We start from the raw sequence: 24,839 nt of genomic DNA, 5'->3' as shown, positions 1-24,839 counted from the left end.
CTCGGGGCGTTATCGAGTTGGCCGGCCGCTGTCGCCGGGGGCACAGTCAGCGACCGGACCAGCCAACTCGACACCGCAGCGGACAAACCCACCGACCCTACGGGCAAACACGGCAACGTAAACCGGACAGGATCACACGACACTAGTACCCGTAACCACTGTCGCTTTGCGACGGTGGCGCGGGGTTGACTTGCCGGGGAGCCCCGACAGTCGCCGCGTGCCAGGTGAAATGCCGCCCGTCGAAGTCGTCGCTGAAATTGTCGCCCATGTGCTTCCCAGGGCTGTCGTCGAGCCCAAACGTGTAGAGAGGTTTTCCTTGGTAGGTAATCTGTTGCTTGCCGTTGTCGGGCCGTCGCAGTGACGCCAGGCCGGGCGCCTGAGCATCGGCAGCGGTCGCATCACCTGCGGTGGCCGGGAACCAGAAGCCGAGGCAGCCACCCACGCAGTGGACCGAGCCGCCGGACTCCTGGTCGCTGAAGTACAACGTCTTCCCGGTTCCGTCCACCAATGTCGGCCCGAGCCCGCTGATGTCGTGCACGTTCACCACGCCCGTCCGCGCCCCGCCGCCGCCCTGTGCCGGGGCGCCGTAGCCGGTCGAGCCCGTCGAGCCGCCGCAGGCGACAAGAACCGAAGCGGCGGCGACCGGTAAACCCAGGAAGGCCACGGCAACCGGTGTCCGGTTTGACTGTCCCTTTTGGACTCTGAGTCGGATCCCCTTCATTCGTGCCCCTTCCAGGTGCGGTGCTTCTCCGGCTGGTCACGTGTATTACGCGGCGGTTGCGCGGCCGGTTCACCGGGAGCGTGCTGAACCCGATGTGGTCCCGCGGCGTAATACGGGTGTGGAACATGTGGGCGCGCATGACGACGAGGTCATCCAGGCCCTCTACCGCCGATACCGAGCGCCGCTGATGAGCTACGTGCTCCGAGCCGTCTCCGGCGACTACCAAGGCGCGGAGGACATCGTTCAGGAGACCCTCGTGAGGGCCTGGCGGCAGCGTGCGACGCTGGACCCGGCACGGGCGGGCCCGTGGCTCTACACCGTCGCGCACAACCTGATCGTCTCGGCACATCGACGCCGAGACGCCCGGCCCACCGAGGTATCGACCATCGAGCTCGACTGTCCTACCCGCGATGACAACCTCGAGCGCGTCCTGCAGGCCTGGCAGATCACCGAAGCCCTCCAGGAACTGCGCGCGGAGCACCGGGCGGTGATCTTCGAACTGTTCTACCGGCGCCACAGCGTCTCGGAGACCGCCGACCTGCTTGGCGTGCCAGCCGGCACGGTCAAGTCGCGCAGCTTCTACGCGCTCAAGGCGTTACGCCAGGCCCTGGAAAAGCGAGGGGTGACAAGCCCATGAACTGCCCATACACAAGCTCGGTCGCCGCCCACGTGCTCGGCGCACTGGAGCCCGGCGAGTCGGTCGAGCTGGAACGCCACTACCGCACCTGCCCCCAGTGCCGCGAAGAGCTGGTCATGCTCGCTCCCCTGCCCGGACTGCTGGTGCGCCTTTCCCCAGAGGACACAGGACCCCAGCCTGCCAAAGCCCACCGTCCAGCGCCGCGTCGAGCCCGCAGGCTCCACGTGATCGCCGCGGCGCTGGCATTGATCGCCGTCGCCGGTGCGGCCGGCTACACGGCCGGGCATGACACGTCAGGTACGCCCGCGGCGGCCACGGTCAGCTGGTCCCGCACCGTCTCCGCGACGCCCACGATGCGGGCGACCGCGGACCTGACCGCCCGGCCGTGGGGCACACAGGTCGGCCTGCACCTGGCAAACCCGCCGTCGGGCAAGCAATGCCACCTCGTCGCGTTCACACGCGACGGGAGCCAGCAGACCATCGGCTGGTGGACCACTGGGTACTACACCGACGCATACATCACGACCAGCACCTCGGTCCCGCTCACCGAGCTGAGCCGGTTGGAGGTGCGCGACGCGACCGGCACCGCACTGGCGGGAATCACGAAATGAACCTCCGACCCACCCACCATCACGACACGAGGCCGTCGCGAGCGACGACCGAAGTCGTCGGGCGAGTGAGCGGGTGTGCGAACCACCGCACCGGCCCGAGACGCGGCGTTTCCGCCGGTCAGTCACGCGCCTTGCTCGGCTGCACCCGCTTCGGCTCGCCGGGCATCTTCGGATAGTCCGGCGGGTAGGGCATCTCACCCAGCCCGTGGTCACGTTCGTCGCGTTCGTACCACTCCAGGGCCGTCTCCAGTCCGAACGCCGTCGACTCGAGCCCGGCGCTCGCGTCCCCGTGCTCGGCGTACCAGCCGGGCACCGTGAGCACGTCGAAGTCGTCGGGCTGGACCTCGGTCAGCTGCTCCCAGGTCACCGGCGTGGACACGGTCGCGCGCGGGGTGCCGCGCACGGACCACGCCGACGCGATCGTGCGGTCCCGGGCGGCCTGGTTGTAGTCGATGAACACCCGGCCCTCGCGTTCTTCCTTCCACCACGCGATGGTCGCGAGCTCCGGGATCCGCCGCTCGACCTCGCGGCCGAGAGCGATCACCGCATGCCGCACCGCGACGAAATCCCATTCAGGCCGGATGCGGACGCGCACGTGCACCCCGCGCCCGCCGGAGGTCTTCGGATACCCGGTCAGACCCGCGTCCGCGAGCACCTCGCGCACTATCTGCGCCACGCGCACCGCGTCGGCGAACCCCGTCTCGTCGGACGGGTCCACGTCGATGCGCAATTCGTCGGGATGGTCGACGTCGGGCCGGCGCACGGGCCACGGATGGAAGTCGAACGTGCCGAGGTTCGCCGCCCACAGGATCACCGCGGGCTCGGTCGGGCACACCTCTTCCGCGGTCCGCCCCGACGGGAACGTGATGCGCACCGACTCGACGTACGGCGGCGCACCCTTGGGCACCCGCTTGGCGTAGAAATGCTCGCCGGTGACCCCGTCCGGGTACCGCTTGAGCGTCGTCGGCCGGTCACGGATCGCCGCGAGCAAGGGCTCGGCGACGGCGAGGTAGTACTCCGCCACCTGCCGCTTGGTGATCTCGCGCTCCGGGAAGTAGACCTTGTCCGGGCTGGAGAGCCGGACGGTCCGCTCCCCGACCTGGTATTCGACCGGTTCGCCGTTCTTGGGCACGGGATCACCGTAGCGGCGCGAGACCGGAATTCGCGTGCAATACCGTGGAGCGCGTGCCCCGCCGGACAAAACTCGCCCTCGCGCTCGCCGTGCTCGCGGCTGTCGTCACCGTCGCGTTCGTGGTGCCGCTGCCCACGCCCGCGCAATTGCGCGACTGGGCGGCGGGCACGGGCCCGGCGACAGCGCTGCTCTTCCTCGCCGCCTATTCACTTCTCACCGTGATTCCCATTCCACGCACGGTGTTCAATCTCGCGGCCGGGCTGCTTCTCGGTACCGCGGCGGGGATCGGCGTCTCGATCATCGCGACCGCGGTCTCCGGGCTGCTCGGCTTCGGGCTGGCCCGGTTGCTCGGCCGCGACCTGGTTTCGGCGCACCTGGGCCGGAAATCCGTGCGCGCGGTGGACGAACGCCTGGCCGGCGGCGGGATTCTCGCGATCACCTCACTGCGGCTGATCCCCGTGGTGCCCTTCGCGCCGTTCGGGTACTGCTGCGGGATCCTCTCGGTACGGCCGTTTCCGTATCTGGCAGGCACCGTTCTCGGCAGCCTGCCCGGCACGATCGCGGTCGTCGTGCTCGGTGACGCGCTCACCGGCGGCACGCCCCCGGCCCTGCTCGCGTGCTACCTCGGATTCGCGCTGGTGGGGGCGCTCGGATTGATCAAGGTCGCGCGCGGGGCGTCTTACGGGAGGCCGACGGAACAGCCCGCTACACTCGACGCGGTGCGCGAGGAGGGTGTGCGCGCTCGATCAGACCCAGAAATGCAGGCAGTTTCCGAGGAGTAGTCGCCATCGACACCGGTCAGCTGATCGCAGGGCACTATCGCCTCGTTGAGCACATCGGCAGCGGCGCCATGGGCGTCGTGTGGCGCGCGGTTGACGAGCGCCTCGAACGTGCCGTGGCGGTAAAGCAGATTCTCGCCCAGCCGGGGATGTCCGAGGCCGAGCGCAGCAGCATGCGGCAACGGGCGATGCGCGAGGCGAAGAACGCCGCACGGTTCCAGCATCCCAACGCGATCGTCGTCTTCGATGTCGCGGAGCAGGACGGCGACCCATGCCTCGTCATGGAGTACCTGCCGTCGAAAAGCCTGTCCGCGGTGATCGCCGGGCAGGGCACGCTCCCGCTCGGCCAGGTCGCCCGCATCGGTGAGCAGGTCGCGTCGGCGCTCGTCGCCGCGCACCGCGCCGGCATCGTGCACCGCGACATCAAGCCCGCGAACGTCCTCCTCGACGAGCACGGCACCGCGAAGATCACCGACTTCGGCATCTCCCGCGCGGCCGGTGACCTCACCCTGACCCAGACGGGCCTCATCGGGGGCACCCCCGCGTACCTCGCGCCGGAACTGGCCCGCGGCTCGGACCCGTCATCGGCCTCCGACGTGTTCTCCCTCGGCGCGACGCTGTACCACGCGCTGGAGGGCCAGCCGCCGTACGGCAACAGCAGCAACCAGCTCGCGCTGCTCTACACCGCGGCGAACGGCCAGGTCATCCCGCCGCGCCAGTCGGGCAAGGCGACCGCGCTGCTGATGAACCTGCTGCGGGTTGAGCCGGACGAGCGCCCGAGCATGGCCGAGGCGCGTGACAGGCTGGCCGCGCTCGCCTCGGGTGAGCAGGAGGACACGGCGGCCACGCGCGTGTCCCCGCCGCTGTACGGCCCGGGTCCGAAACCGGCCGCCATCCCGATGGACCCGGCGCCGGCCGAACGCCCGCCGTGGCAGCGCACCGCCGCCCCCGTCCAGCCGCGGTCACCGCGCACCCCCACCGCGGCGTTCATCCCGCCGGACCGCCCGGCGAGCCAGGCCAATCCGGCTGCGGCGCGGCGCAAGGGCATCCTGATCGGCTCGGTCGCGGCCGCCGTCGTCGTGGTCGGGGTCGTGCTGTTCCTGGTGCTCAACTCGGGCGGTTCGGGTGACAACGGGGCGACGACGACGCCGCCCGGCGGGTCCAGTTCGACCGCACCGCCGTCGAGCTCCGCGAGCCCGGTGAACGCGGCCCCGCTCGGCCAGACGCCGAACACGGGCGGGACCCCGAACTACGGCCAGGCCGGCAACATGGTCAAGACCTACCTGGACGCCGCCGGCACGGCCAACGCCTGGGCGCTGCTGACGCCGGCCGCGCAGGGCGTGTACGGCTCGCTGCAGGACTTCCAGTCCTACTGGCTCGCGCACCAGATCGACTCGTACCGCCAGATCCTGGCCGACAACGGGCCGAACGCCGACGGTTCGGTCGACATGTACGTCACGATCAACGGCAACCGGGTGCACTGGCGAGTGGTGAACACCGCGGAAGGTCTGCGGATCGACGCGAACACCCAGATCGGCTGATGGCCTACCGTGGGGGTATGGCCGAGACCGAGCGCGACCCTCGGTTCGACGACGAGCTGATCGGGCTGGACCCCGAAGATCCCGAAGTGCGGGCTTTCGCCGCACATCTGGAGCGCATGCGGCGCTGTGAGCCGGGTTTCACGATCGAGGCCTCGCTCGACCGCGTCGCCGACTTCGCGGAGTCCTCCAGCCGGGCCGGTGGTCTGCGCTGGTGGGTCGCCGCGATGATCGTCGTGCTGATCGTGTTCGGGGTGGTCGTGGCCTCGTGGGACATCGTCGTCCACGCGATCGAGTGGCTGACCGCCGGGTAACCTGCAAGGCATGGAACCTGTCACCGGATCCGCTCCGCGCGTGGTCAAGTCGGAGCAGGAGTGGCGCGCGCAGCTGAGCCCGCAGGAGTACGCGGTGCTCCGCGAGGCCGGCACCGAGCGCCCGTTCACCGGCGAGTACACCGACACCAAGACCGAAGGCGTGTACGAGTGCCGCGCGTGCGGCGCCGAACTCTTCCGTAGCGACACGAAGTTCGAAAGCCACTGCGGCTGGCCGTCGTTCTTCGACCCGGCGGACTCCGACGCGGTGATCATCCGCGAGGACCGCTCGCTCGGCATGGTGCGCAGGGAGGTGCTGTGCGCGAACTGCCACAGCCACCTGGGCCACGTCTTCGAGGGCGAGGGCTACCCGACGCCGACCGACCAGCGCTACTGCATCAACTCGATCTCGTTGCGCCTGAAGCCGGCGGAGTAGCCCGGCGCCTCTCTGGCCGTCGCCGCCAAGGTGAAGGCCGCCCCGCGCTGACCCGGCGGGCTCACACGATTTCGACCTCACACGGCAGGTCCGGCGCCTTGGCGAGCGTCACGTCGGCGGGTGAGCAACGGAAGCTCCAGCCGGGCCGCCAGCGCGACGTACAGGGCGTCGTAGAAGCGCACGCGATCCCGCAAATCCCACGCATCCCGCGAAAGAGCGCCGACATGCGCATATCGGGCGTCGACAAGGCTGTTCAGCGACATTAGCGCCGTCTCCGCGGTCTCGGCGCGCAACCGACCGTGAGGCACCATCCGACGCAGCACGTCCCCGACCTCGGCGTCGACGAGGTGCGGGGCGTTCACCCCGGGTCCCGGTGTCCCTTGCCAGCACATCCCGCGCCGCATCGAGCGCGGCCTTCTTGCGCGCCCGGCGGGCGATCACACTCGTCTGCTCCTGCATGTAGGCCTGCAGCGACTTGCCCGGTCCAGCTCGCGATCTCGTCCAGCAGGCCGACGACGGCCACTACGGCAGGGCCGCGATCAGCTCCGCGGGCGGCACCCTCGTGCCGGTGTAGAACGGGATCTCCTCACGCACATGCCGCCGCGTTTCGCTGCCGCGCAGATGCCGCATGAGATCGACGATCCGGTGCAGCTCGTCGGCCTCGAACGCGAGGATCCATTCGTAGTCGCCGAGGGCGAACGAAGCCACCGTGTTGGCCCGCACGTCGGGGTAGTCGCGCGCCATCTTGCCGTGCTCGGCGAGCATCGCGCGGCGCTCCTCGTCCGGCAGCAGGTACCACTCGTACGAACGCACGAACGGGTACACGCAGACGTACTTGCGGGCTTCCTCACCGGCCAGGAACGCCGGGACGTGGCTCTTGTTGAACTCCGCGGGCCGGTGCAGCGCGAACTGGCTCCACACCGGCGTCGAGACCCGGCCGAGCGGCGTACGGCGGAAGCCGGTGTACGCGGCCTGCACCTGCTCGGGCTCCTGTGCGTGCCACCAGATCAGGTAGTCCGCATCCGCCCGCAGCCCCGACACGTCGTACACCCCGCGCACGACGACACCCTTGCCCTCCAAGGCATCCAGGTACTCCGTCGTCTCGCGCGCCACGGCGCCGCGATCCTCGGGGAGCCGGCCCGGCTCGACCCGGAACACGGACCAGGCGGTGTAGCGGATGGTGTCGTTGAGCTCGGTGTAGTTCAGGCGCGCCATATGTTCATGATGGCACTGGCTGCCCGTGACCGGCCGCCGAGGTGATGCGGCTCGCGCCCGCTCCCGCCGTCGCGATGCACGCGGGGATCCCGACGCCGTGCAGCGCCGCCCCCACGATCGCGAGCCCGGGCACCTCGGCCACGGCTCGTTCGACGCGCGCCACGAGGTCGAGATGCCCGACGCCGTACTGCGGCAGCCCGCCGCCCCAGCGCATGACGTACGTGTCGACCGGCTCGGCCGTCACCCCGGTCAGCTCGGCGAGATCCGTCCGCACGAGCCGGATCAGCTCCTCGTCGTCCGCCTTGAGCGCGCCGGGTTCGCCGAACCGCCCGACCGAACCGCGCACGAGCAGCGGGCCGTCGTTCAGATGCGCCCATTTGCGGCTCGAGAACGTGAACGCCTTCGACGTCAGCCCCTCATGGACGCCGATCAGCACCCCGGACGCGTCCGGCACCGCGGCGTCCGGCGGCAATGCGAGCGCGACAACCGCCATCGACGCGACCTCGACCTCGCTCAGCGCGGCCGACGCCGCGGGCACGACGTCCGCCAGCAGCCGCCTCGCGGCCGGTGCTGGGACGGCCAGCAGCACGGCGTCCACCTCGACGGTCTCGTCCACCAGCTCCAGCCGGAACCCCGACGGCAACCGCGTCAGCCCACGGACGAGCGTGTTGAGCCGCAGCTCGGGTTTCGCCAGCTCCACGAGCCTGTCGACGAGCGTGCCCAGGCCGCCGGCAAGGGTGCCGAACACCGGCGCGTCGCCGGTGGACTTCGGAATCAGCGAAGCGGCGGCCTCGGTCAGCGAGCGGGCGCCCTGGCCGATCGCGGTCGCGAGCCCGGGAACGGTCGCCCGCAAGCCCAGCCCGTCGGCTCCGCCCGCGTACACACCGCCGAGCAGCGGATCGACCAGCCGGTCCACCAGCTCGTCGCCGAACCGGGCGCGTAGCAGCTCACCGAGCGCGACGTCGCCCTCGAGCCGTACCGGCGGCAACTCCGGCTCGGCCGCGACCTGGCGACGCCCGTCCTCGGACAGCACCCCGGCGACGGCCTCGACGGACCCCGGCACGCCCATCACGGTGCCGCCCGGCATGGCGACCTGCTGACCGCCCGCGCGCACCGTCGAGCGCGCCTTCGTCGGATGCACGAGCCGTTCGGTGAGCCCGGTCTCCTCGACCAGCGCGAGCGCTTCGGGCCGGCGCGCCAGGAAGGCCTCCGCGCCGACGTCGTAGGCCTGCCCGGCCAGTTCGATCGTCCGCAGCTTGCCGCCGAGGCCCGGACCCGCCTCGAACACGGTGATCGTGGCCCCGTCACCGAGCCCTGCCCGCAGGCGGTAGGCGGCGGTCAGCCCGGAGATCCCGCCACCGACGACCGCTACCCTCATGGCTCGATCCCGTGCACCAGCTCGACGATCCTGGTCAGCACCGCGGGGTCGGTGCCGGGCGGCACCCCGTGGCCCAGGTTGAAGATGTGCCCGGCGGCGGCGCGGCCCTCCGCGACGATCCGGCGGGTCTCCGCCTCGATCACCGGCCACGGGGCACCCAGCAGCGCCGGGTCGAAGTTGCCCTGCACCGCGGGCGCGGGACCACCGGCCGCCGTCAGCCGCCGCACGGCCTCGTCCAGCGGAATCCGCCAGTCGACCCCGACCACGTCCGCCCCGGCCTCGCGCATCGCGGTGAGCAACTCGCCCGTCCCGACCCCGAAGTGGATCCGCGGTACGTCATAGTCCGCGAGCCCGCCCAGCACCTTCGCTGAATGCGGCAGCACGAACTCGCGGTACTCGCGCAACGACAGCGCGCCTGCCCACGAGTCGAACAGCTGGACCGCGTCGGCGCCGGCGTCCAGTTGCGCGTGCAGGAAGGTGAGCGCGATATCGGCGAGCTTGCCCGCCAGCGCGTGCCACAGCGCCGGGTCTGCGTGCATGAGCGCCTTGGTGTGCTCGTAGCTGCGGCTCGGCCCGCCCTCGATGAGGTACGACGCGAGGGTGAACGGCGCACCGGCGAACCCGATCAGCGGCGTCTCACCCAGCCGCTCCACCAGCAGCCCGACGCCTTCGGCCACCGCGGCGACCTGGTCCGGCTCCAGTAGGGGTAGCGCCGCGACGGCATCGGCGGAGCGGACCGGCTTCGCGACCACCGGCCCGGTCCCGGGCACGATGTCGATGTCGACGCCCGCCGCGAACAGCGGCACCACGATGTCGCTGAACAGGATCGCGGCGTCCACCCCGTGCCGGCGGACCGGCTGCAGCGTGATCTCGGCGAGCATCTCGGGGTCGAAACAGGCCTCGAGCATCGGCACGCCTTCGCGCAGCGAGCGGTACTCGGGCAGCGACCGGCCGGCCTGCCGCATGAACCACACCGGCACCCGCGAGGGCCGCTCGCCGCGGGCGGCGGCCAGTAACGGGGCGGTGGACAGATCGCGCTGGGCCGGCCGCCGGCGCGACGGGGCGGAAGTAGACATCGTCTTCATCGTGCCACGGCCCCGGACCGGGCCGTCCTTCGGCGCGTCTACGCGTTCCGCCTGGGATTCCGGCCTAAAGTCGCACGGTGACCGCGATGACGCAAGCGCCCGAACTCTTCCGTGAAGCCGTCGCGGCCTTGCGAGCCCTTCGCGCCCGGCCGGAGATGACGCTGGAGACCGTGCGCGCCCCGCAGCGGCTCGCCCCGTGGGCACATGCGCTCAGCTGCGAGACCACCGGTCCGGCCGACGTGCTGGCGACCGGACGGCTCGTGCTGCTGCACGACCCCGAAGGCCAGGAGACCTGGCAGGGCACGCTGCGCCTGGTGGTCTACGTGCGGGCCGAACTGGACCGCGAACTCGCGACCGACCCGTTCCTGCCCGCCGTCGGCTGGTCCTGGCTCACCGACGCGCTCGACCATTCCGGCGCCCCGTACACGGCGCTGGGCGGCACCGTCACCGAAACCTCTTCGGCCCGCTTCGGCGAGATCGCCGGGCCCGCTCGGAGCGACGACCTGGAGCTGAGGGCATCGTGGACCCCGCTCGACGGGCGGCTCGAACCGCACGGCGAGGCGTTCCTGCAGCTCATGTCGAGCGTCGCCGGGCTTCCCCCGGTCGGGGTCACCCTCTTCGGCCGCCGCGAGGGGTCGTAGGCCGTTCCTGAGTCCCTCGATCGAGGGGTTCGCGCGCACGCGAACCGCCGGCGAACGCTTTACTGCGAACTGATGAATGCTCTCCCAGATGGGGTCGGCGCCCGCTACATTTGATGCCCGGGCAGATGCACGGCCCGTATGCACGAGCATCTGGCGTGCTACCAACTGTGCTCTATCGTGTTCGCTCCGCAAGCCGTTAGCCACAGGTCGTCTATTCACCCGTTCGTGTTACAAGGACACCAGTTAGTAACTACTCGATCGGGATAGATACCCGTTCGATCCCCCCGCGAACGCCCGGAGACGGCTAGAGTGCTCCTTCGACGACACCACTTTCGGTCTAGAGCTGGCGCGGCTGATTGGCCGAAAGTCCCGGTGCCGGTCGGGGGGCACGACCGACTCCAGGGAGGTAGTGACGTGGCTGCCGTCGGCTTATCTCAGGCCGTCAGATCCACGCCAGCCGGTGCTTTGCCGGCGAGCATGGTTCCGCACCCGCGGGAAGAGCTGTTTTCCGTACTGGTGGTCGATGACCACCCGTTGCTGAGGGAGGCTATCGCCGCACGACTCGCTCAAATGGGAGCGGGCACCGTCCACGAGGCCGCCACGGTAGCCGAGGCGAGGGCGCGGGCCACCGCGACAGGTCCATGCGACCTGGCGATCCTCGATCTCGGGCTGCCTGACGGTTCGGGCATCGAGCTCGTCACCGAGCTCCGTAACCACGGCTGGCCTCGCATCGTCGTACTGGCGTCCTCGGACGATCCGTACGCGGTGCGCTCGGCGTTCCAGGCGGGAGCCCAGGCGTACCTGCTCAAGTCGGCCTCACCCATGGTGGTGACGGACGGCGTGCGGCGGGTCCTCGAAGGCGGCGTGTACGCCGACCCCAGTGTGGCTCCGGTGCTCGCCACCGGAACCCGGGTGCCGGGCACGGACAACACCCCGCGGGAACTGTCCGCACGTGAGGTGGAGGTACTCCAGCTCGTGGCGGACGGTCAGTCCAACAAGGAGATCGGCGAGGAGCTCAGCCTCTCCGCGCTCACCGTCAAGTCGCATCTGTCGCGGATCGGGCGCAAGCTCGGCACCGGTGACCGGGCGCAGATGGTGGCGCTGGCGATGCGCGCGGGCGTCATCCGCTGACCGACGCAGAACGCTCTGCGGGACGGGCGCGCCAGGCGCGGCCTGCCCGTCCCGTAGGGTGGAAAACCGTGGAAACCGCAGATCACGAGCCGGAGAGTGCTGAACCGATCCTGCTGCAGGAGCCGGCTGACGGAACTCCCGCCGTGGTCTCCAACCCCACTGAGCTCGCCCTCGCCTGCGAACAACTCGCCGAGGGGACCGGGGCAATAGCGGTCGACACCGAACGTGCGTCCGGCTACCGGTACTGGCCGAAGGCCTACCTGGTCCAGCTGCGACGTGACGGGGCGGGCACCATGCTCGTCGACCCCGTCGCACTCGAAGGCGAACTGGAGCCGCTCCGGAGCGTCATCAACAGCGAGGAGTGGGTGCTGCACGCCGCCTCGCAGGATCTGCCGTGCCTGGCCGAGCTGGAACTGAGCCCGGCGAGCCTGTTCGACACGGAGCTGGCCGGCCGGCTCGCGGGCTACGAGCGGGTGGCGTTGGGCACCCTCGTCGAGCGACTGCTGGGCTACCGCCTCGAAAAGGGCCACAGCGCCGCCGACTGGTCGAAGCGGCCGCTCCCGGTGGACTGGCTGAACTACGCGGCGCTGGATGTCGAGTTGCTCGTGCAGTTGCGCGAGAAGCTCGAGGCCGAACTGGCCGCGCAGGGCAAGCTCGTATGGGCGCAGCAGGAGTTCGAGGCCGTCCGGACGGCTCCCCTGCCCGCGCCACGGACCGAGCCGTGGCGCCGCACCTCCGGTATCCACAAGGTCCGCACCGCGCGCGGGCTCGCCACCGTGCGGGCGCTGTGGGAGGCGCGCGACGAACTGGCTCGCAAGCGTGATCGTGCCCCGAGCCGGGTGCTGCCGGACAGCGCGATCATCAACGCGGTGCTGGCCGAGCCCAAGACCGTCGCCGAACTGCAGGCGCTGCCCGTTTTCGGCGGCCGCGTGCAGCGGCGCTACACCGCGAACTGGTTCCGGCATCTCGAGGCGGCGCGGGCGCTGCCGCGCGAGCAGCTGCCGAATCCGACCCAGCCCAACGACGGCCCGCCCCCGGCCAACCGGTGGGCCGACAAGGACCCGGACGCGGCCGCCCGCCTCGCCGCGGCGCGGGCCGTGCTGAACCGGATCGCCGAACATCACCAGCTGCCGGTGGAGAACCTGCTCCTGCCCGATCTGCTGCGCCGCACCTGCTGGCGCCGGCCCGACGACACCTCGCCCGAGGGCGTCGCCGAGGTGCTGAGCATCGGCGGTGCACGACCGTGGCAGGTCCAGCTGACCGCGAGCGAGCTATCGACGGCGCTGCAGGCGACCGCGAAGAAGTAGGCGCCGTACGCGTTCCGCGGAGTGGCGTGACCCACTCGACCGGGGAGCCACCCTGGTTACCCGCGGGTAACCAGGGCTATGGTGCGAGTGTACAGCCTCTACTTCTTCTCCGAGGAGCAACCGTGGCCGCAACACCCCTGGCGGCATCCCAGCCCCGCGCGGTGCGCACCGTCGCGTTCGTCGACGGGGTGCGCACCCCGTTCGGCAAGGCCGGCGACAAGGGCATCTACGCCGGCACCCGCGCCGACGATCTCGTCGTCAAGGTCATCCGGGAGCTGATGCGCCGGCACCCCGAGCTGCCCCCGGAGCGCGTCGACGACGTCGCGATCGCCGCGACCACCCAGATCGGCGACCAGGGCCTCACCATCGGCCGCACCGCCGCGCTGCTGGCCGGGCTGCCCAAATCCGTGCCCGGCTTCGCGATCGACCGGATGTGCGCGGGCGCGATGACCGCGGTGACCGCGGTCGCCGGCGGCATCGGGTTCGGCGCGTACGACATCGCGATCGCGGGCGGGGTCGAGCATATGGGCCACCACCCGATGGGCGAGGGTGTCGACCCGAACCCGCGCATCGTCGCCGACAAGCTGGTCGACCCGACAGCGCTCGTGATGGGCCAGACCGCGGAGAACGTGCACGACCGCTTCCCCGCGATCACCAAGCTGCGTGCCGACGAGTACGCCGCGCAGAGCCAGGAGCGTTTCGCCGACGCCGTCAAGGCGGGGAAGATCGGCCCCGAACTCGTCCCGGTCGCGATCCGCAACCAGGAACTGGGCTGGGGCCTGGCGACCGAGGACGAGCCGCCACGCCCGGGCACGACGGTCGAACAGCTGGCGAAGCTCAAGACGCCGTTCCGCCCGCACGGGCGGGTCACCGCGGGCAACGCCGCGGGGCTGAACGACGGCGCTACCGGCGCGATTCTCGCCGGCGAGGACACCGCGCACGAGCTGGGCCTGCCCGTCGGCATGCGCCTGGTCGGCTACTCCTTCGCCGGGGTCGAGCCCGAGGTGATGGGCATCGGCCCGGTACCGGCCACCGAGAAGCTGCTCGCCCGCACCGGTCTGTCCATTTCGGACATCGGACTGTTCGAGATCAACGAGGCGTTCGCGGTGCAGGTACTGGCGTTCCTCGACCACTTCGGGATCGACCAGACCGATCCGCGCGTCAACCCGTGGGGTGGCGCGATCGCCTGCGGCCACCCGCTGGCCTCGTCGGGCGTGCGGCTGATGACCCAGCTCTCGCGCGAGTTCGCCGAGCACCCCGAGGTCCGCTACGGGCTGACCACGATGTGCATCGGTATCGGCATGGGCGGTTCCGTGCTCTGGGAGAACCCGAACTACAACGGGAGTGACAAGTGACCTTCACCGCCGAGCAAGCAAAAGCGGCGTTCCCGGACGAGGTGGTGACCAGGGCCGTCACGCGCCTGGCGCGCGTGCCCGGACTGGACAAGCCGGTCGCGCTGATCACCCTCGACAACGGGCACGATCACACCCGGCCCTCGACCTTCGGCCCGCAGGGGTTGATGAGCCTCGATGCCGCCCTCGACGAGGCGTTCGCCGCCGAGCCCGCCGCGATCGCGGTGACCGGCAAGCCGTTCGTGTTCGCCGTGGGCGCGGACCTGTCCGGGGTCGAGGCCCTGTCCGACCCGGCGCTCGCGCGGGAGATCGCCGAGACCGGGCACACGGTGTTCCGGCGGCTGACCGACTCGAAGGTGCCGACGTTCGCCTTCGTCAACGGCGCGGTCATGGGTGGCGGGCTCGAACTCGCGCTGTCGTGTCATTACCGGACGCTGTCGGAGAACGCGGCCGCGATCGCGTTCCCCGAGGTGTTCCTGGGCCTGTTCCCGGGCTGGGGCGGTACGCAGCTGTTGCCGAACCTCATCGGCGCGGACGCCGCGGTCACGGTGATCATCGAGAACGCCTTGAACCAGAACAAGATGCTGAGTGTCGCGAAGGCGGCGGAGCTGGGCATCGTGGACGAGGTGCTCGGCTCGGCGGACTACCTCGAGCAGTCGTTCGCGTGGCTGTCGAAGGTCGTGCGCGGCGAGATCACCGTGCCGCGCCGCGAGATCGACCGCGGCTCCGGCTGGGACGCCGCGGTCGCCCGCGCGAGGTCCATTGTGGACGGGAAGACGCACGGTGCCTCGCCGGGCGTGACGAAGGCCGTGGAGCTGCTGGAGCTGGCGCGGAACAACGATCTCGACGCGGGGTACGCGGTGGAGACCGACGCGCTGGCCGAGCTGCTGATGAGCGACACGCTGCGCGCGGGGCTGTACTCGTTCGATCTGGTCAACAAGCGGGCACGGCGGCCGGCCGGCGCGCCGGACAAGTCGCTGGCGCGCCCGGTCAACAAGGTCGGCGTCGTGGGGGCAGGTCTGATGGCCTCGCAGCTGGCGCTGCTGTTCGTGCGGCGGCTCAAGGTACCGGTCGTGCTCACCGACGTGGACCAGGCACGCATCGACAAGGGCGTGTCCTATGTGCACGGTGAGTTGGACAAACTTCGAGCCAAGCTTCGTATTTCGCCGGACGAGGCGAACCGGCTGAAGGCACTCGTGTCCGGTTCCCTTGACAAGGCTGCGTTCGCGGACGCGGACTTCGTGATCGAAGCCGTGTTCGAGGAGATGGGCGTCAAGCAGCAGGTGTTCGGGGAGCTGGAGCAGCACGTTTCCGCGGAGGCGATCCTCGCGACCAACACGTCCTCGCTGTCGGTGAGCGAGATGGCCTCGAAGCTGCGGCATCCCGATCGGGTCGTCGGGTTCCACTTCTTCAACCCGGTGGCCGTGCTGCCGCTGCTGGAGATCGTGCGGGGAGAGCGGACCGACGACGCTTCGCTCGCGACGGCGTTCGCGGTGGGCAAGCAGCTGAAGAAGTCGAGCGTGCTGGTCAAGGATGCGCCGGCGTTCGTAGTGAACCGGCTGCTGCTGCGGTTCCTCGGCGAGGTGCTGACCGCGATCGACGAGGGCACGCCGTTCGAGGTGGCCGACCACGCGCTCGACCCGCTGGGCCTGCCGATGTCGCCGCTGGTGCTGACGCAACTGGTCGGCCCGGCGATCGCGCTGCACGTCGGTGAGACGCTGCACGCGGCGTTCCCGGACCGGTTCGGCGTGAGCGAGAACCTCAAGCGGTTCGTCGATTCGGGCAAGACCGCGGTCTGGCAGTGGGATTCCTCCGGGAACCAGACCGTCGACCCGGAGGTCGCCGCGCTGTGGCAGCAGGGCGACAAGGTCTCGACGGCGGAGGAGGTCCGCGAGCGCGCGCTGGCCGCGATCGCCGAGGAGATCAAGATCATGCTCGACGAGGGCGTGGTCGTCCAGGCGCAGGACATCGACCTGTGCCTGATCCTCGGCGCGGGCTGGCCGTTCTGGCTCGGCGGCATCACGCCGTACCTGGACCGCACCGGCGTCTCGGCGAAGGTGACGGGCAAGCCGTTCCTCGCCCCAGGCGTCGCGTCTGTCCCTGCCTGACGTGCGGGCCCCGCACGCCCTCGACGTGCGGGGCCCTTCGTCATACGGTGATGACCTGGACGGCGCGTTCGAGACCGGCGAAGTCCTTGCCGTTGCGGGTGATGAGCGGGAGCGAATGAGCCGCGGCCGTGGCCGCGATCTGCAGGTCCATCCGGCGTGGACGGGGATCCCGGCCCGACTGGCGGAGCAGCGCGGCCAGGGTGCCGTACAGCTTCGCGGCCGTGATGTCGAACGGCAGAACCTCGAACTGATTGAGCGCACCGTAATACCGTTCGGTGCGCACCATCCGCTCCACAGGATCGGCAATGTCGATGCCATAGGCCAGTTCGGCGATGGTCACGGCACTCACGGCAGGATCGGTGGCCGCCCCAAGCTCCCCGAGATCGATCTCTTCGAGGTCGATGACCGAGCAGGTATCAAGTAGCATTTGGCCCGAACCGCTCACTGACGCTCCCAAGGATCTTCCGGATAGTCAGGACCGAAGATCTTGTCGTCCTCCTCGCGCTCGCGCCGCCAGCGTTCGAGATCCATCGGTGGCAGCTTCGCGAAGGTTGCCTGGATCTCTCTCAGTGTCCTCGTGGGTCGCCGCTCGACCTGGTGCGGAATGAGATCCGCGATGGGTTTGCCGTTGCGGGTCACGACGAAGCTCTCGCCCTTTTCCACCCGCCGCATGATCTCCGCATTGTCGTTGCGGAGCTCGCGTTGACCGATTGTCTGTGCCATACGACCACGATAGCGCAATCGTGCCACAAGCGCTACGGACGTGCTACACCGCGGCCGTCCGCGGTCGCCGAAAAGAGTGAAGCCGCTCAACCGCCTGCCGGAAGCAGCACCGTCACCGACAATCCGCCCCCCACAACGGGTTCCGCCGAGACCACGCCGCCGTGGGCCTCGGCCGCGGCGCGCACGATCGACAACCCCAACCCGGCTCCGGATCGCGCCGTGCGGGCGACCCCGGCCCGGCGGAAGGGTTCGAACAACTCGGCCACCGTCGCCGGGTCCACCAGACCCCCGGCGGAACGCACGCGCAGCGTCGACCACCGCTCGCCCTGGTGCGTGGTGACCTCGATCCACCCTCGTTCGACGTTGTGCCGCACCGCGTTCTCCAGCAGGTTGCCCGCGATCCGTTCCAGCAGCGCGGGATCACCGTGCACGCTCGCGGGTTCCGTCGCGAACCGCGCCTGGATCCCGCGCTGATCCGCCTCTCCCCGCACCGCGCGCCAAGCGCTCGACACCAGCGTCGCCAGGTCCGTGGGCTCGTTCACGGCGAGGCCGGCACCGTCGGTGCGGGCGAGCAGCAGCAGCGAGTTCACCAGCTGCCCGGCGCGCTCGGTGGCGTCCCGCACGACGTTCGCCATCCGCCGCAGCTCGGCCGCGTCCGCGTCCGGATCGGACAGTGTCACGTCGAGCTCGGTCCGGATCACCGACAGCGGGGTGCGCAGCTCGTGGCTGGCGTTGGCGACGAAATGCCGTTGCGCTTCGAACGCCGCCTGCAACCGGTCGAGCATCGCGTCGAACGTATGCGCCAGCTCCGTCAGCTCACCCTTCGAATCGACCTCACCGATACGCTCGCCGAGCGACTCGACCGACAGCCGCCGGGCCGTGCCGGTGATCTCCCGCAGCGGCCGCAGCACCCGCGAAGTGAACGTCCAGGCCAGGATCGCCGTCGCGGCGACGACGCAGAAGAACGCGATCGAACCGAACAGCAGCACCTTGTCCCGCGCATGCTCGCGCAGGTGTGCGGCCAGCGTGGACGCATCCACATCCACGCCGTCGACGCGAACCGTCGTACCGGGCGGCAGCTGGGGCACGGCCCCGACCGCGTCGCCGACGAGGGTCCAGGCGAGCCACAGCAGCACCACGCTCACCCCGGCGGCCAGCCCGGTCGCGAGCAGCGTGATCCGCGCCCGCAGGCTGTTCACCTGTGGCAGGCCCGCCCGCGGGCTCACCCCTTCGTCGAACCGGCGTCCGGCACCCGGTATCCCGATCCCACCACGGTCTCGATGATGCCAGGCTCGCCCAGCTTCTTGCGCAGGGTCATGACCGTCACGCGCACGGTCGTGGTGAACGGGTCGGCGTTCTCGTCCCACACCCGCTCGAGCAGCTCTTCACTGCTGACCACGGCGCCCTTGGCCGCCATCAGCACCTCCAGCACGCCGAACTCCTTACGCGTCAGCTCGACGGACTCGCCGCCGCGACGCACCGTACGGCGGGCCGGGTCCAGCTCGACGTCACCCGCGGTGAGCAGCGGCGGCGCGGCCGGGGTGGCCCGGCGGCCGAGCGCGCGCACCCGCGCGACCAGTTCGGGGAACGCGAACGGTTTGGCCAGGTAGTCGTCCGCGCCGAGGGACAGGCCCTCGACCCGGTCGGACACCGTGCCGCTCGCGGTCAGCATCAGGACCCTGGTCAGCTCACCGGAGGCGACGATCTCCTTGCACAGCTCGTCACCGGACATTCCGGGCAGGTCGCGGTCGAGCAGTACCACGTCGTAGCGCGTGATGCTCGACTTCTCATGCCCGTCGTCGCCGTTCAGCGCGACGTCGACGGCCATACCCTCACGACGCAGCCCACGGGCGATCGCGTCCGCGAGCGGCTCTTCGTCCTCGACTACCAGAATCCGCACGTCAACCACCGTGCCACAGATTCCTGAGAAGAGCCTTACCAAGCCGACCAGGAAGTAGGCCGACACGATCAACAGGAAGCCGGCCTACGTTCCAGAGATGGCCGTGGCTGACGGTCGGCTTGGTAACGACCGGCACAGTACGACCTCTCAGAGTGTGACGGACACATATTTCCGCCCGTCGAAGTTCTCCACCTCGACGCCGCTCACGTCCGCGGACGCGACCAAAGCGGCGCCGTCGAGTTCGGTGCCGTGGCCGGTGCCGGGCACGAGCCAGCTCCCCGCCTCCTGCCGGGTGCCATCACGTGACACGACGAACAGCCGGCATTTCTGCCCCGCCGGGATTCCGGCGACCGTCGCGCTGACCCGGACCCAGCCCGCGGCCGGCCGGACCGAAACCGTCATCCTCGCGCCGGTCGCCGCGTCCGTCGCCGACGCCGTCCTGGTGCCGGCGGTCTGCGTCACCCCTGGCGTCGCGCTCATGCGACCGAGCGCGATGCCACTGCCGGTGAACGCGACGGCGACCACGACGGCCGTGGTTGCGGCCATCGCCCGGCGCCGCCCGGATTCGCGGCCCTTCTCCCGGCGGATCCTTCGCAGTGTGCGCTGCAGCAGCAGGTCCCCGCCGTCGGGCGGGCCCTCGAGCATCGCCTCGGGTGGCAGCACGTCCAGTGCGGCACGCGCCATCCGCAGCTCCGCCAGCTCCGCCTGGCAGCGCCGGCACGAAGCCAGGTGCTGCTCCATCGCACGCCTCTCCCGCCGGTCCACCGCGCCGAGCACGTAAGCGCCCAGCTGCTGTTCTTCGCTCACCCCGCCACCTCGGACAGTGCGACCTGACGGCTCCCGCCGAAGGTCTGCCGCATCGCTCTGAGCGCGTAGTACGACCGCGACTTGACCGTGCCCGGTGGGACCCCGAGATGCTCGGCCGCTTCGGCGACGCTGTGCCCGCGGAAGTAGATCTCGGTCAGCACGTCCCGGTGCTCCGGGGACAGCCGTTCCAGCGCATCGAGCACCACCATCGAGGTCACCACCGAATCGGCGTGATCGTCCTGGACGGCGGTGGTGACCGGGGTTTCGGCCACCTCGGCCGGCCGGGCCGCCTTCGCGCGGTACCGGTCGGTGACGATGTTGCGGGCGACCGTGAGCAGCCACCCGCGCACCGATCCCTTGCCGTTGACGAGCGAATCGGGATGTCGCCACGCCCGGACGAGGGTCTCCTGGACGACGTCCTCGGCGGCGGCCCGGTCGTTGGTCAGCCGTGTCGCGTAGGCGAGCAGCGCACGTCCGTGTTCGGAGTAGAGCGATCGGATCAGTGCCTCATCGGCGACCGCCGCTCGTTTGCGGGCCCATAGCGCCGGCATCCGGTCACTCCTTGTTCTCCCGGTAGCCCGGGTCGCCCGGGCTACGCCGTATCTAGGGGTCACTCGTTGCAGGTCTGGCCCTGGTTGATGCAGCCGACGACGCGGCTCATCAGCTGCGGTGACATCACGTTGGCGAAGTCGTCGTGATCGGACAGCGGGTTGTGCCGCTCTTCGGGGAAAGAGTCGACTTTGTACTGCCCGGCCAGCTGCACCGCGCGCGGGATGTCGTAGGTGAGGGTCACCCGCAGCTGCGGCACGGCGACGAACCCGCGCCCGCACCGGCCGTTTTCGTCGGGAAAGACGATGTGCGTCCGGTGGTTGGCGCTGTCGGTGTTCTTGCCGTCCCAGCAGCTCGGGAAGTCGTGGATCCGCTCGACCTTGCTGCCCTCCGGGCAGATCGGGTACTTGCCGGACAGGCGGTCCTCGAACCCGGTGCACGTCCACGCAGGCCTGGCGTTCGCCGGCCCGTTCGTGCCCTCCTTCGCGTCGCCGGAGAGAACCCGGAGGAACTGCGGCATCGCCCGGACCCGCGTCACGGGACTCCCGCGGAAGGTGAGCGAAACCGTGGCCGGGCGCTGGATCTCACCGTCATTGCCGGCGATCTCGTTCTTGTCGTTCACGCCGGGCAGCTCACTCGCCGAGGTCGCGGTGGTCGTGGACCCGTTCCCGCCACGGCCCTTGACCCCGCAGTTGGCGAGGCCGCGGTCGAGCCACGCCTGTTTCCCGGCCCGGCCGATCGCGAGCCTGATCCGGTCGATGGCGGCCTGGCGCTTGTCGCGCAGCGGTCCGAGGACCGCGTTTTGGACGAAGTCCGGGCCACCTTGGCCCCGGCTGGTCACCAGCCGCTGGTCGGCGTCGGCGATCTGCTGGTTCAGCTGCGCGAGGTTGTCGTTCACCTCCGCGCTCGCCTGGCCGGGGACGCCGGGCAGCCGGCCGGCCACGTCCGGGCAGTCGACCGCGGGCGCCGCGCCGGCCTGCGTGCTGCCGGCCGACGTCTGCCGGGCCGAGGTCGCCGTCGTGCTCTCCTGCTGGTCGCCGGTGTCGATCCGGACCACCGGCCAGAAGTAGGCCGACTTGTCGCCGTTCTTGCAGGTCGTCCCGCCTGCCAGGAGGCTGTCGTCGGTCGAATCGGCGTTGGTGGTCAGGTTGCCGACGTAGTCGTGCAGGTGCTGGGCGCCATTGCGGACACCGGGCTGCGCGATGAAGTTGTCTGGGTTGAAGTGCTGGTTCTCGTTCTTGCCGCAGTCGACGGTGAACGTGCCTGCCGAGGCGGAACGGCCTGGCTGCGGCGTCTTGACGTTGGGCCGCACGGTGGTGATGTCGACGAAGAAGGACTTGTCGACGGCGTCGGCGCTGGCGCTGCCGGTGTCGCTGGTGGTCGTCGTGACGACCACCCCGCCGGTCGCGATCGCAAGCCCGACGCCTGCGGTGGCGATCTTGGTTCTCCTGGCGATGCGGTGCCGGCCTTGGTTGCGGGCCATGCAGTACTCACCTCGTTCGGGGTCGCGCCCAGGGGCGCCCCCGGGTCGGGGGCGGCCGCCAAGGCGAAGATGCGGACTGAGTGGTGACGGAGAAGGCCCCCGAGGCCCGTCACCAAGGAGTACGGAGACCGCACTCAGGTAGTTCAAAACGCGATCTGGCCGTTATCTCGCCGTTATAAATGCCGGTCAGCGTGGGATCGTCGCGAGCAGTTCACCGCTCGTCGTCCAGATTTCGAAGCGTGCGATCTCAGCCGGCGCGAGCGACGTGGCGCCCGAGATGCGCAGCGGATCCGCCGCGGCCCCGGGTCCGGGCACCGACCAGTTGGTGACGACCTGCTCGGGTCCGGCCCACGGTACGGCCACGAGCCGGCACGACTGCGGCCCGCGAGCCCCGCCGAGCACGAGGTCGACGTTCGCGCCCCATTCCGTCGGCTGCACGATGACCTGTGCCAGCAAGGACTTTCCGGCTTCACTGCCCGAGAACATGCTGGGCGTGCCCACCATGTCCGGTGTCTGGGGCGCGCTCGCGGCGGCCGGGCCGGGAGCCTGGCCGGCCGGCGCCGAGCCGGACCGCAGCAGCCCGACCGTGATGAGCGGGCCGACGATGACGAGCAGGACCGCGACGGCACCCGCCACGCGCACCAGGATCTTGCGGCGGCGCCGCATCCGGGCCAGTTCGTCGAACATCCCGTCCAGCGGCCGCGTTTGCGGGATCGGCGGATCAGGCCAGTACTTGCGGACCTCGGTGAGGATCTCCGGCAACTCGTAGAACTCGAGCAGATCGAACTGGCAGTGCGGGCAGTCCGCCAAATGCGCCTCGAAGACCGCGTTGTCGGCTTCGTCGAGGACACCCAGCACGTAGGCGGCGATATCGGTGTGCGCGACCCCTCCCACCTCGCGTCACCCCCGGTCTCGTAAGGCCCGCCGTAACGCGCGTACCGCGTGGTAGATCCGGGACTTGACGGTGCCGGGGGGAATACCGAGGGAGCTGGCCACCTCGTTCACCGTTCGATCACGGATGTAGGTCTGTAACACGGCTTCCCGTTGTTCCGGGGAGAGATTACCGAGCGCCTCGTAGACCACCATCGCGGCGAGGGTGCGATCCGACTCGTCGGGCACGCCGACCGAATCCGGTTCGGCCTCTTCGACCTCCCGCGGCCGGGCCTGGCGGCTGCGCCAGCCGTCGATGACGATGCGGCGGGCGACGGTGTGCAACCAGGCACGCAGCATTTCCGGTTCGCGGTCGAGCTTGTCGGCGTTGCGCCACGCACGGATCAGCGTCTCCTGCACGACGTCCTCGGCCCATTGCCGGTCACCGGCGGTCAGGGTCACCACGAAGGCGAACAGTGGCCGCCCGAACTCCTGGTAGAGAGCGGCGGCCAGCTCTTCATGACCGGTGCCGGCATCTGGCTCGACAACGGTTCTCAGCGATCGGCTGTGGCGTCCCACGGCGGACATCCTTACGGGGAACGGGCGAGTAGTCCAGTACCAATAAATCTCGTTCACATTCTTTGAACCGTGCCAGGGCGCCTCGCGTATCCCCCGGCGAAGGCCCCGACCGCGCTGACCCCCGACAGCGCTTTCACTCCACTGTGGACAGAAGCGTCCATAGTGGAGCCAACATGCCCGCACGCAGCGGTTTTTCCGTGCGGGTACAAACCCTGGCCCCCGACAGGGAAGGAAGTTCACTCTCGTGGTACCCCACGCAGCCAGAGCCAGATCCGTGCTCCCGCTGGCCGTGGCCGGAATCGCCGTAGTCGCGGCTTCAACCGGCTGTAATTACGTGCCCGGAGCGGATCGGCAGAGCACCTACGTGCCTCCCACCAGCGAACAAGCGACCGCCGGCAACGCGGGCGAACCGATGCTGGTCGCGGTCCGCGCGTTCGATCTCGGCCGGATGGTGATCGACGGAAACGGCGATACGATCTACATTTCCGCAGCCGACGGCACGAACCCACCCCGGTCCGCCTGCTTCGATTCCTGCCTGCGGACCTGGAAACCGGTGCCAGCCACCGCGGTCGCCCGTCTCGACGGCATCGACCAGCGCCTGGTCGGCACGTTCACCAGGACCGACAGCGCCGACCAGGCGACACTCGCCGGGCATCCGCTGTACCGCAACGTCAACGACACGGAGCCCGGCCAGACCTCCGGTATGGACGCCGCCGGATGGTCCCCGGTGACCCCGGACGGCGGGAAGGTCACCGCGGTCGCCGATCCCGGGCGGTCCGATGCCTTCGGCCTCTGACCGCCGGCTGTTCCGTGTGCTGCTCGTACTCGCCGTCTGCGTGTTGACCCAATTGGCCGTACCCGTATTCGCCCAGGCACAACAAGTCACGCTCAGCGACACCGACCGCGGCCTGCTGGTCATGGTGCGGCAGGCGGGGTTGTGGGAGATGCCGGCCAGTGACATGGCCTACCAGCGCGGATCCACCCAGTACTTCCGCGACATGGGCAAGACGCTGATGGTCGACCACGGCCGACTGGACGTGCAGACCCGCGCGCTCGCGAAGAAATTCGCCGTGCCGCTGCCCGACGCGCCGAATCCCGACCAGCAGGTCTGGCTCGACGAGATCCGCAACGCGTCCTCGCAAGCGGAGTTCGAGCGGGTGCTCGTCAACCGCCTTCGGCTGGCACACGGGTTGGTTTTCAACGCCATCGCACAGACACGCGTGAGCACCACACACGCGGAGATCAGGGCGTTCGCCGACACGGCGAACCAAGTGGTGCTGCGGCATATCACGCTGCTGGAAGGCACCGGCCTCGTCGACTACGGCAAACTGCCTCAGCCGGCCGCGGGCACCGCGAACCTGCTGAGCCTCAGCGCGTCCGATGTCTACACCGGGATCGGGATCGCGCTGGGCCTCACCGGCGCCGGGCTCGTCGCCATGCGACTGACGCGGAGAAGGCGCACCAGGCAGAAATATCACCCAGGAGATGACAATGCCCGAACCCTCAGGTCGCGCAAGGCGGCCGAGTCGGAAACTCCGGTCTAGGG

28 protein-coding genes are annotated in these 24,839 nt (G+C 70.0%); 13 read left to right on the top strand and 15 right to left on the bottom strand.

What is annotated here, in order from left to right:
* Window positions 1-142: 142 nt before the first annotated feature.
* Window positions 143-664: a COG4315 family predicted lipoprotein gene (locus FG385_RS08185; RefSeq protein WP_160148744.1), complete on the bottom strand. Its 522-nt coding sequence runs from the start codon at window positions 662-664 to the stop codon at window positions 143-145.
* Between the two features lie 184 nt (window positions 665-848).
* Between FG385_RS08185 and FG385_RS08180 the strand changes: the two genes are divergently transcribed.
* Window positions 849-1,358, top strand: coding sequence for a sigma-70 family RNA polymerase sigma factor (locus FG385_RS08180; protein ID WP_235022445.1), 510 nt, complete (start codon window positions 849-851; stop codon window positions 1,356-1,358).
* On the top strand, window positions 1,355-1,969 hold the full coding sequence (locus FG385_RS08175) for an anti-sigma factor family protein (RefSeq protein WP_139096014.1): 615 nt from the start codon (window positions 1,355-1,357) through the stop codon (window positions 1,967-1,969). Before FG385_RS08180 ends, FG385_RS08175 begins: the two co-directional genes overlap by 4 nt.
* 118 nt (window positions 1,970-2,087) lie before the next feature.
* On the opposite strand, the gene ligD is transcribed toward FG385_RS08175, so the two are convergent.
* Complete coding sequence (gene ligD / locus FG385_RS08170) at window positions 2,088-3,101, bottom strand: non-homologous end-joining DNA ligase (RefSeq protein ID WP_139096013.1); 1,014 nt, start codon at window positions 3,099-3,101, stop codon at window positions 2,088-2,090.
* Window positions 3,102-3,154: 53 nt separating this feature from the next.
* Between ligD and FG385_RS08165 the strand changes: the two genes are divergently transcribed.
* Genes FG385_RS08165 through msrB form a run of 4 tightly spaced genes read left to right on the top strand, consistent with a single transcriptional unit; the run spans window position 3,155 to window position 6,165 of the window.
* A complete protein-coding gene (locus tag FG385_RS08165; RefSeq protein WP_139096012.1) occupies window positions 3,155-3,883 on the top strand; it encodes a TVP38/TMEM64 family protein in 729 nt (242 codons plus the stop codon).
* A gap of 20 nt (window positions 3,884-3,903) precedes the next feature.
* Window positions 3,904-5,421: a serine/threonine-protein kinase gene (locus tag FG385_RS08160; RefSeq protein WP_139096173.1), complete on the top strand. Its 1,518-nt coding sequence runs from the start codon at window positions 3,904-3,906 to the stop codon at window positions 5,419-5,421.
* On the top strand, window positions 5,421-5,732 hold the full coding sequence (locus tag FG385_RS08155; protein WP_407645470.1) for a hypothetical protein: 312 nt from the start codon (window positions 5,421-5,423) through the stop codon (window positions 5,730-5,732). Before FG385_RS08160 ends, FG385_RS08155 begins: the two co-directional genes overlap by 1 nt.
* A 10-nt stretch (window positions 5,733-5,742) precedes the next feature.
* Window positions 5,743-6,165 carry a peptide-methionine (R)-S-oxide reductase MsrB gene (msrB, locus tag FG385_RS08150; protein WP_139096010.1) on the top strand — a complete coding sequence of 141 codons (423 nt, stop codon included), beginning with the start codon at window positions 5,743-5,745 and terminating at the stop codon, window positions 6,163-6,165.
* 77 nt (window positions 6,166-6,242) lie between these two features.
* Here the strand turns inward: msrB and FG385_RS08145 are convergent, their stop codons facing one another.
* The 4 genes from FG385_RS08145 to hemE all read right to left on the bottom strand — a co-directional run bounded on the left by FG385_RS08145 (window position 6,243) and on the right by hemE (window position 9,834).
* A complete protein-coding gene (locus tag FG385_RS08145; RefSeq protein WP_139096009.1) occupies window positions 6,243-6,527 on the bottom strand; it encodes a type II toxin-antitoxin system VapC family toxin in 285 nt (94 codons plus the stop codon).
* Between the two features lie 160 nt (window positions 6,528-6,687).
* On the bottom strand, window positions 6,688-7,380 hold the full coding sequence (hemQ, locus tag FG385_RS08140) for a hydrogen peroxide-dependent heme synthase (RefSeq protein ID WP_139096008.1): 693 nt from the start codon (window positions 7,378-7,380) through the stop codon (window positions 6,688-6,690).
* Between the two features lie 4 nt (window positions 7,381-7,384).
* Window positions 7,385-8,758, bottom strand: coding sequence for a protoporphyrinogen oxidase (gene hemG, locus FG385_RS08135; protein WP_139096007.1), 1,374 nt, complete (start codon window positions 8,756-8,758; stop codon window positions 7,385-7,387).
* On the bottom strand, window positions 8,755-9,834 hold the full coding sequence (hemE, locus tag FG385_RS08130) for a uroporphyrinogen decarboxylase (RefSeq protein ID WP_200834361.1): 1,080 nt from the start codon (window positions 9,832-9,834) through the stop codon (window positions 8,755-8,757). Before hemE ends, hemG begins: the two co-directional genes overlap by 4 nt.
* A gap of 86 nt (window positions 9,835-9,920) precedes the next feature.
* Between hemE and FG385_RS08125 the strand changes: the two genes are divergently transcribed.
* The 5 genes from FG385_RS08125 to FG385_RS08105 all read left to right on the top strand — a co-directional run bounded on the left by FG385_RS08125 (window position 9,921) and on the right by FG385_RS08105 (window position 16,382).
* Window positions 9,921-10,484: a DUF3000 domain-containing protein gene (locus FG385_RS08125; RefSeq protein WP_200834360.1), complete on the top strand. Its 564-nt coding sequence runs from the start codon at window positions 9,921-9,923 to the stop codon at window positions 10,482-10,484.
* 414 nt (window positions 10,485-10,898) lie between these two features.
* On the top strand, window positions 10,899-11,615 hold the full coding sequence (locus tag FG385_RS08120) for a response regulator (protein ID WP_139096005.1): 717 nt from the start codon (window positions 10,899-10,901) through the stop codon (window positions 11,613-11,615).
* 68 nt (window positions 11,616-11,683) lie between these two features.
* Window positions 11,684-12,922 (top strand): ribonuclease D, encoded by a 1,239-nt coding sequence (locus tag FG385_RS08115; protein ID WP_139096004.1) that lies wholly within the window; start codon window positions 11,684-11,686, stop codon window positions 12,920-12,922.
* A gap of 161 nt (window positions 12,923-13,083) precedes the next feature.
* Complete coding sequence (locus FG385_RS08110) at window positions 13,084-14,277, top strand: thiolase family protein (protein ID WP_139096171.1); 1,194 nt, start codon at window positions 13,084-13,086, stop codon at window positions 14,275-14,277.
* Window positions 14,274-16,382, top strand: coding sequence for a 3-hydroxyacyl-CoA dehydrogenase NAD-binding domain-containing protein (locus tag FG385_RS08105; protein WP_139096003.1), 2,109 nt, complete (start codon window positions 14,274-14,276; stop codon window positions 16,380-16,382). The genes FG385_RS08110 and FG385_RS08105 overlap by 4 nt, the downstream gene beginning before the upstream one ends.
* A 40-nt stretch (window positions 16,383-16,422) precedes the next feature.
* Here FG385_RS08105 and FG385_RS08100 read toward each other — a convergent pair whose 3' ends face one another.
* The 9 genes from FG385_RS08100 to FG385_RS08060 form a co-directional block, all read right to left on the bottom strand.
* On the bottom strand, window positions 16,423-16,827 hold the full coding sequence (locus FG385_RS08100) for a type II toxin-antitoxin system VapC family toxin (protein WP_235022443.1): 405 nt from the start codon (window positions 16,825-16,827) through the stop codon (window positions 16,423-16,425).
* Window positions 16,824-17,105, bottom strand: coding sequence for a type II toxin-antitoxin system Phd/YefM family antitoxin (locus FG385_RS08095; protein ID WP_139096002.1), 282 nt, complete (start codon window positions 17,103-17,105; stop codon window positions 16,824-16,826). Before FG385_RS08095 ends, FG385_RS08100 begins: the two co-directional genes overlap by 4 nt.
* An 86-nt stretch (window positions 17,106-17,191) precedes the next feature.
* Window positions 17,192-18,331 (bottom strand): sensor histidine kinase, encoded by a 1,140-nt coding sequence (locus FG385_RS08090; RefSeq protein WP_200834359.1) that lies wholly within the window; start codon window positions 18,329-18,331, stop codon window positions 17,192-17,194.
* Window positions 18,328-19,005: a response regulator transcription factor gene (locus FG385_RS08085; RefSeq protein ID WP_200834358.1), complete on the bottom strand. Its 678-nt coding sequence runs from the start codon at window positions 19,003-19,005 to the stop codon at window positions 18,328-18,330. The genes FG385_RS08090 and FG385_RS08085 overlap by 4 nt, the downstream gene beginning before the upstream one ends.
* A gap of 147 nt (window positions 19,006-19,152) precedes the next feature.
* Window positions 19,153-19,812 carry an anti-sigma factor gene (locus tag FG385_RS08080; RefSeq protein ID WP_139096001.1) on the bottom strand — a complete coding sequence of 220 codons (660 nt, stop codon included), beginning with the start codon at window positions 19,810-19,812 and terminating at the stop codon, window positions 19,153-19,155.
* Entirely contained in the window at window positions 19,809-20,363 is a 555-nt protein-coding gene (locus FG385_RS08075; RefSeq protein ID WP_139096000.1) for a sigma-70 family RNA polymerase sigma factor, read from the bottom strand. Before FG385_RS08075 ends, FG385_RS08080 begins: the two co-directional genes overlap by 4 nt.
* A gap of 59 nt (window positions 20,364-20,422) precedes the next feature.
* Window positions 20,423-21,844, bottom strand: coding sequence for a DUF1996 domain-containing protein (locus FG385_RS08070; protein WP_139095999.1), 1,422 nt, complete (start codon window positions 21,842-21,844; stop codon window positions 20,423-20,425).
* A 186-nt stretch (window positions 21,845-22,030) separates the two neighbouring features.
* Complete coding sequence (locus tag FG385_RS08065; RefSeq protein WP_139095998.1) at window positions 22,031-22,738, bottom strand: anti-sigma factor family protein; 708 nt, start codon at window positions 22,736-22,738, stop codon at window positions 22,031-22,033.
* A 6-nt stretch (window positions 22,739-22,744) separates the two neighbouring features.
* On the bottom strand, window positions 22,745-23,293 hold the full coding sequence (locus FG385_RS08060; RefSeq protein ID WP_139095997.1) for a sigma-70 family RNA polymerase sigma factor: 549 nt from the start codon (window positions 23,291-23,293) through the stop codon (window positions 22,745-22,747).
* A gap of 364 nt (window positions 23,294-23,657) precedes the next feature.
* Between FG385_RS08060 and FG385_RS08055 the strand changes: the two genes are divergently transcribed.
* Both FG385_RS08055 and FG385_RS08050 read left to right on the top strand, forming a co-directional pair.
* On the top strand, window positions 23,658-24,089 hold the full coding sequence (locus tag FG385_RS08055; protein WP_235022442.1) for a COG4315 family predicted lipoprotein: 432 nt from the start codon (window positions 23,658-23,660) through the stop codon (window positions 24,087-24,089).
* Complete coding sequence (locus tag FG385_RS08050; protein ID WP_139095996.1) at window positions 24,073-24,837, top strand: DUF4142 domain-containing protein; 765 nt, start codon at window positions 24,073-24,075, stop codon at window positions 24,835-24,837. The genes FG385_RS08055 and FG385_RS08050 overlap by 17 nt, the downstream gene beginning before the upstream one ends.
* Window positions 24,838-24,839: the final 2 nt, after the last annotated feature.

Source organism: Amycolatopsis alkalitolerans (assembly GCF_006152065.1).
GTDB classification, from domain to species: Bacteria; Actinomycetota; Actinomycetes; order Mycobacteriales; family Pseudonocardiaceae; genus Amycolatopsis_E; species Amycolatopsis_E alkalitolerans.
Note: the sequence above shows the minus strand (reverse complement) of the source record. Positions and strands in the feature narration are given on the sequence as shown.

Bases quoted from the DNA above. Each gene is read 5' to 3' on its own strand.
- FG385_RS08175 (WP_139096014.1), top strand. From the start codon at position 1,355: ATGAACTGCCCATACACAAGCTCGGTCGCCGCCCACGTGCTCGGCGCA.
- FG385_RS08155 (WP_407645470.1), top strand. From the start codon at position 5,421: ATGGCCTACCGTGGGGGTATGGCCGAGACCGAGCGCGACCCTCGGTTC.
- msrB (WP_139096010.1), top strand. From the start codon at position 5,743: ATGGAACCTGTCACCGGATCCGCTCCGCGCGTGGTCAAGTCGGAGCAG.
- hemQ (WP_139096008.1), bottom strand. From the start codon at position 7,380: ATGGCGCGCCTGAACTACACCGAGCTCAACGACACCATCCGCTACACC.
- hemG (WP_139096007.1), bottom strand. From the start codon at position 8,758: ATGAGGGTAGCGGTCGTCGGTGGCGGGATCTCCGGGCTGACCGCCGCC.
- hemE (WP_200834361.1), bottom strand. From the start codon at position 9,834: ATGTCTACTTCCGCCCCGTCGCGCCGGCGGCCGGCCCAGCGCGATCTG.
- FG385_RS08095 (WP_139096002.1), bottom strand. From the start codon at position 17,105: ATGGCACAGACAATCGGTCAACGCGAGCTCCGCAACGACAATGCGGAG.
- FG385_RS08075 (WP_139096000.1), bottom strand. From the start codon at position 20,363: ATGCCGGCGCTATGGGCCCGCAAACGAGCGGCGGTCGCCGATGAGGCA.
- FG385_RS08070 (WP_139095999.1), bottom strand. From the start codon at position 21,844: ATGGCCCGCAACCAAGGCCGGCACCGCATCGCCAGGAGAACCAAGATC.
- FG385_RS08050 (WP_139095996.1), top strand. From the start codon at position 24,073: ATGCCTTCGGCCTCTGACCGCCGGCTGTTCCGTGTGCTGCTCGTACTC.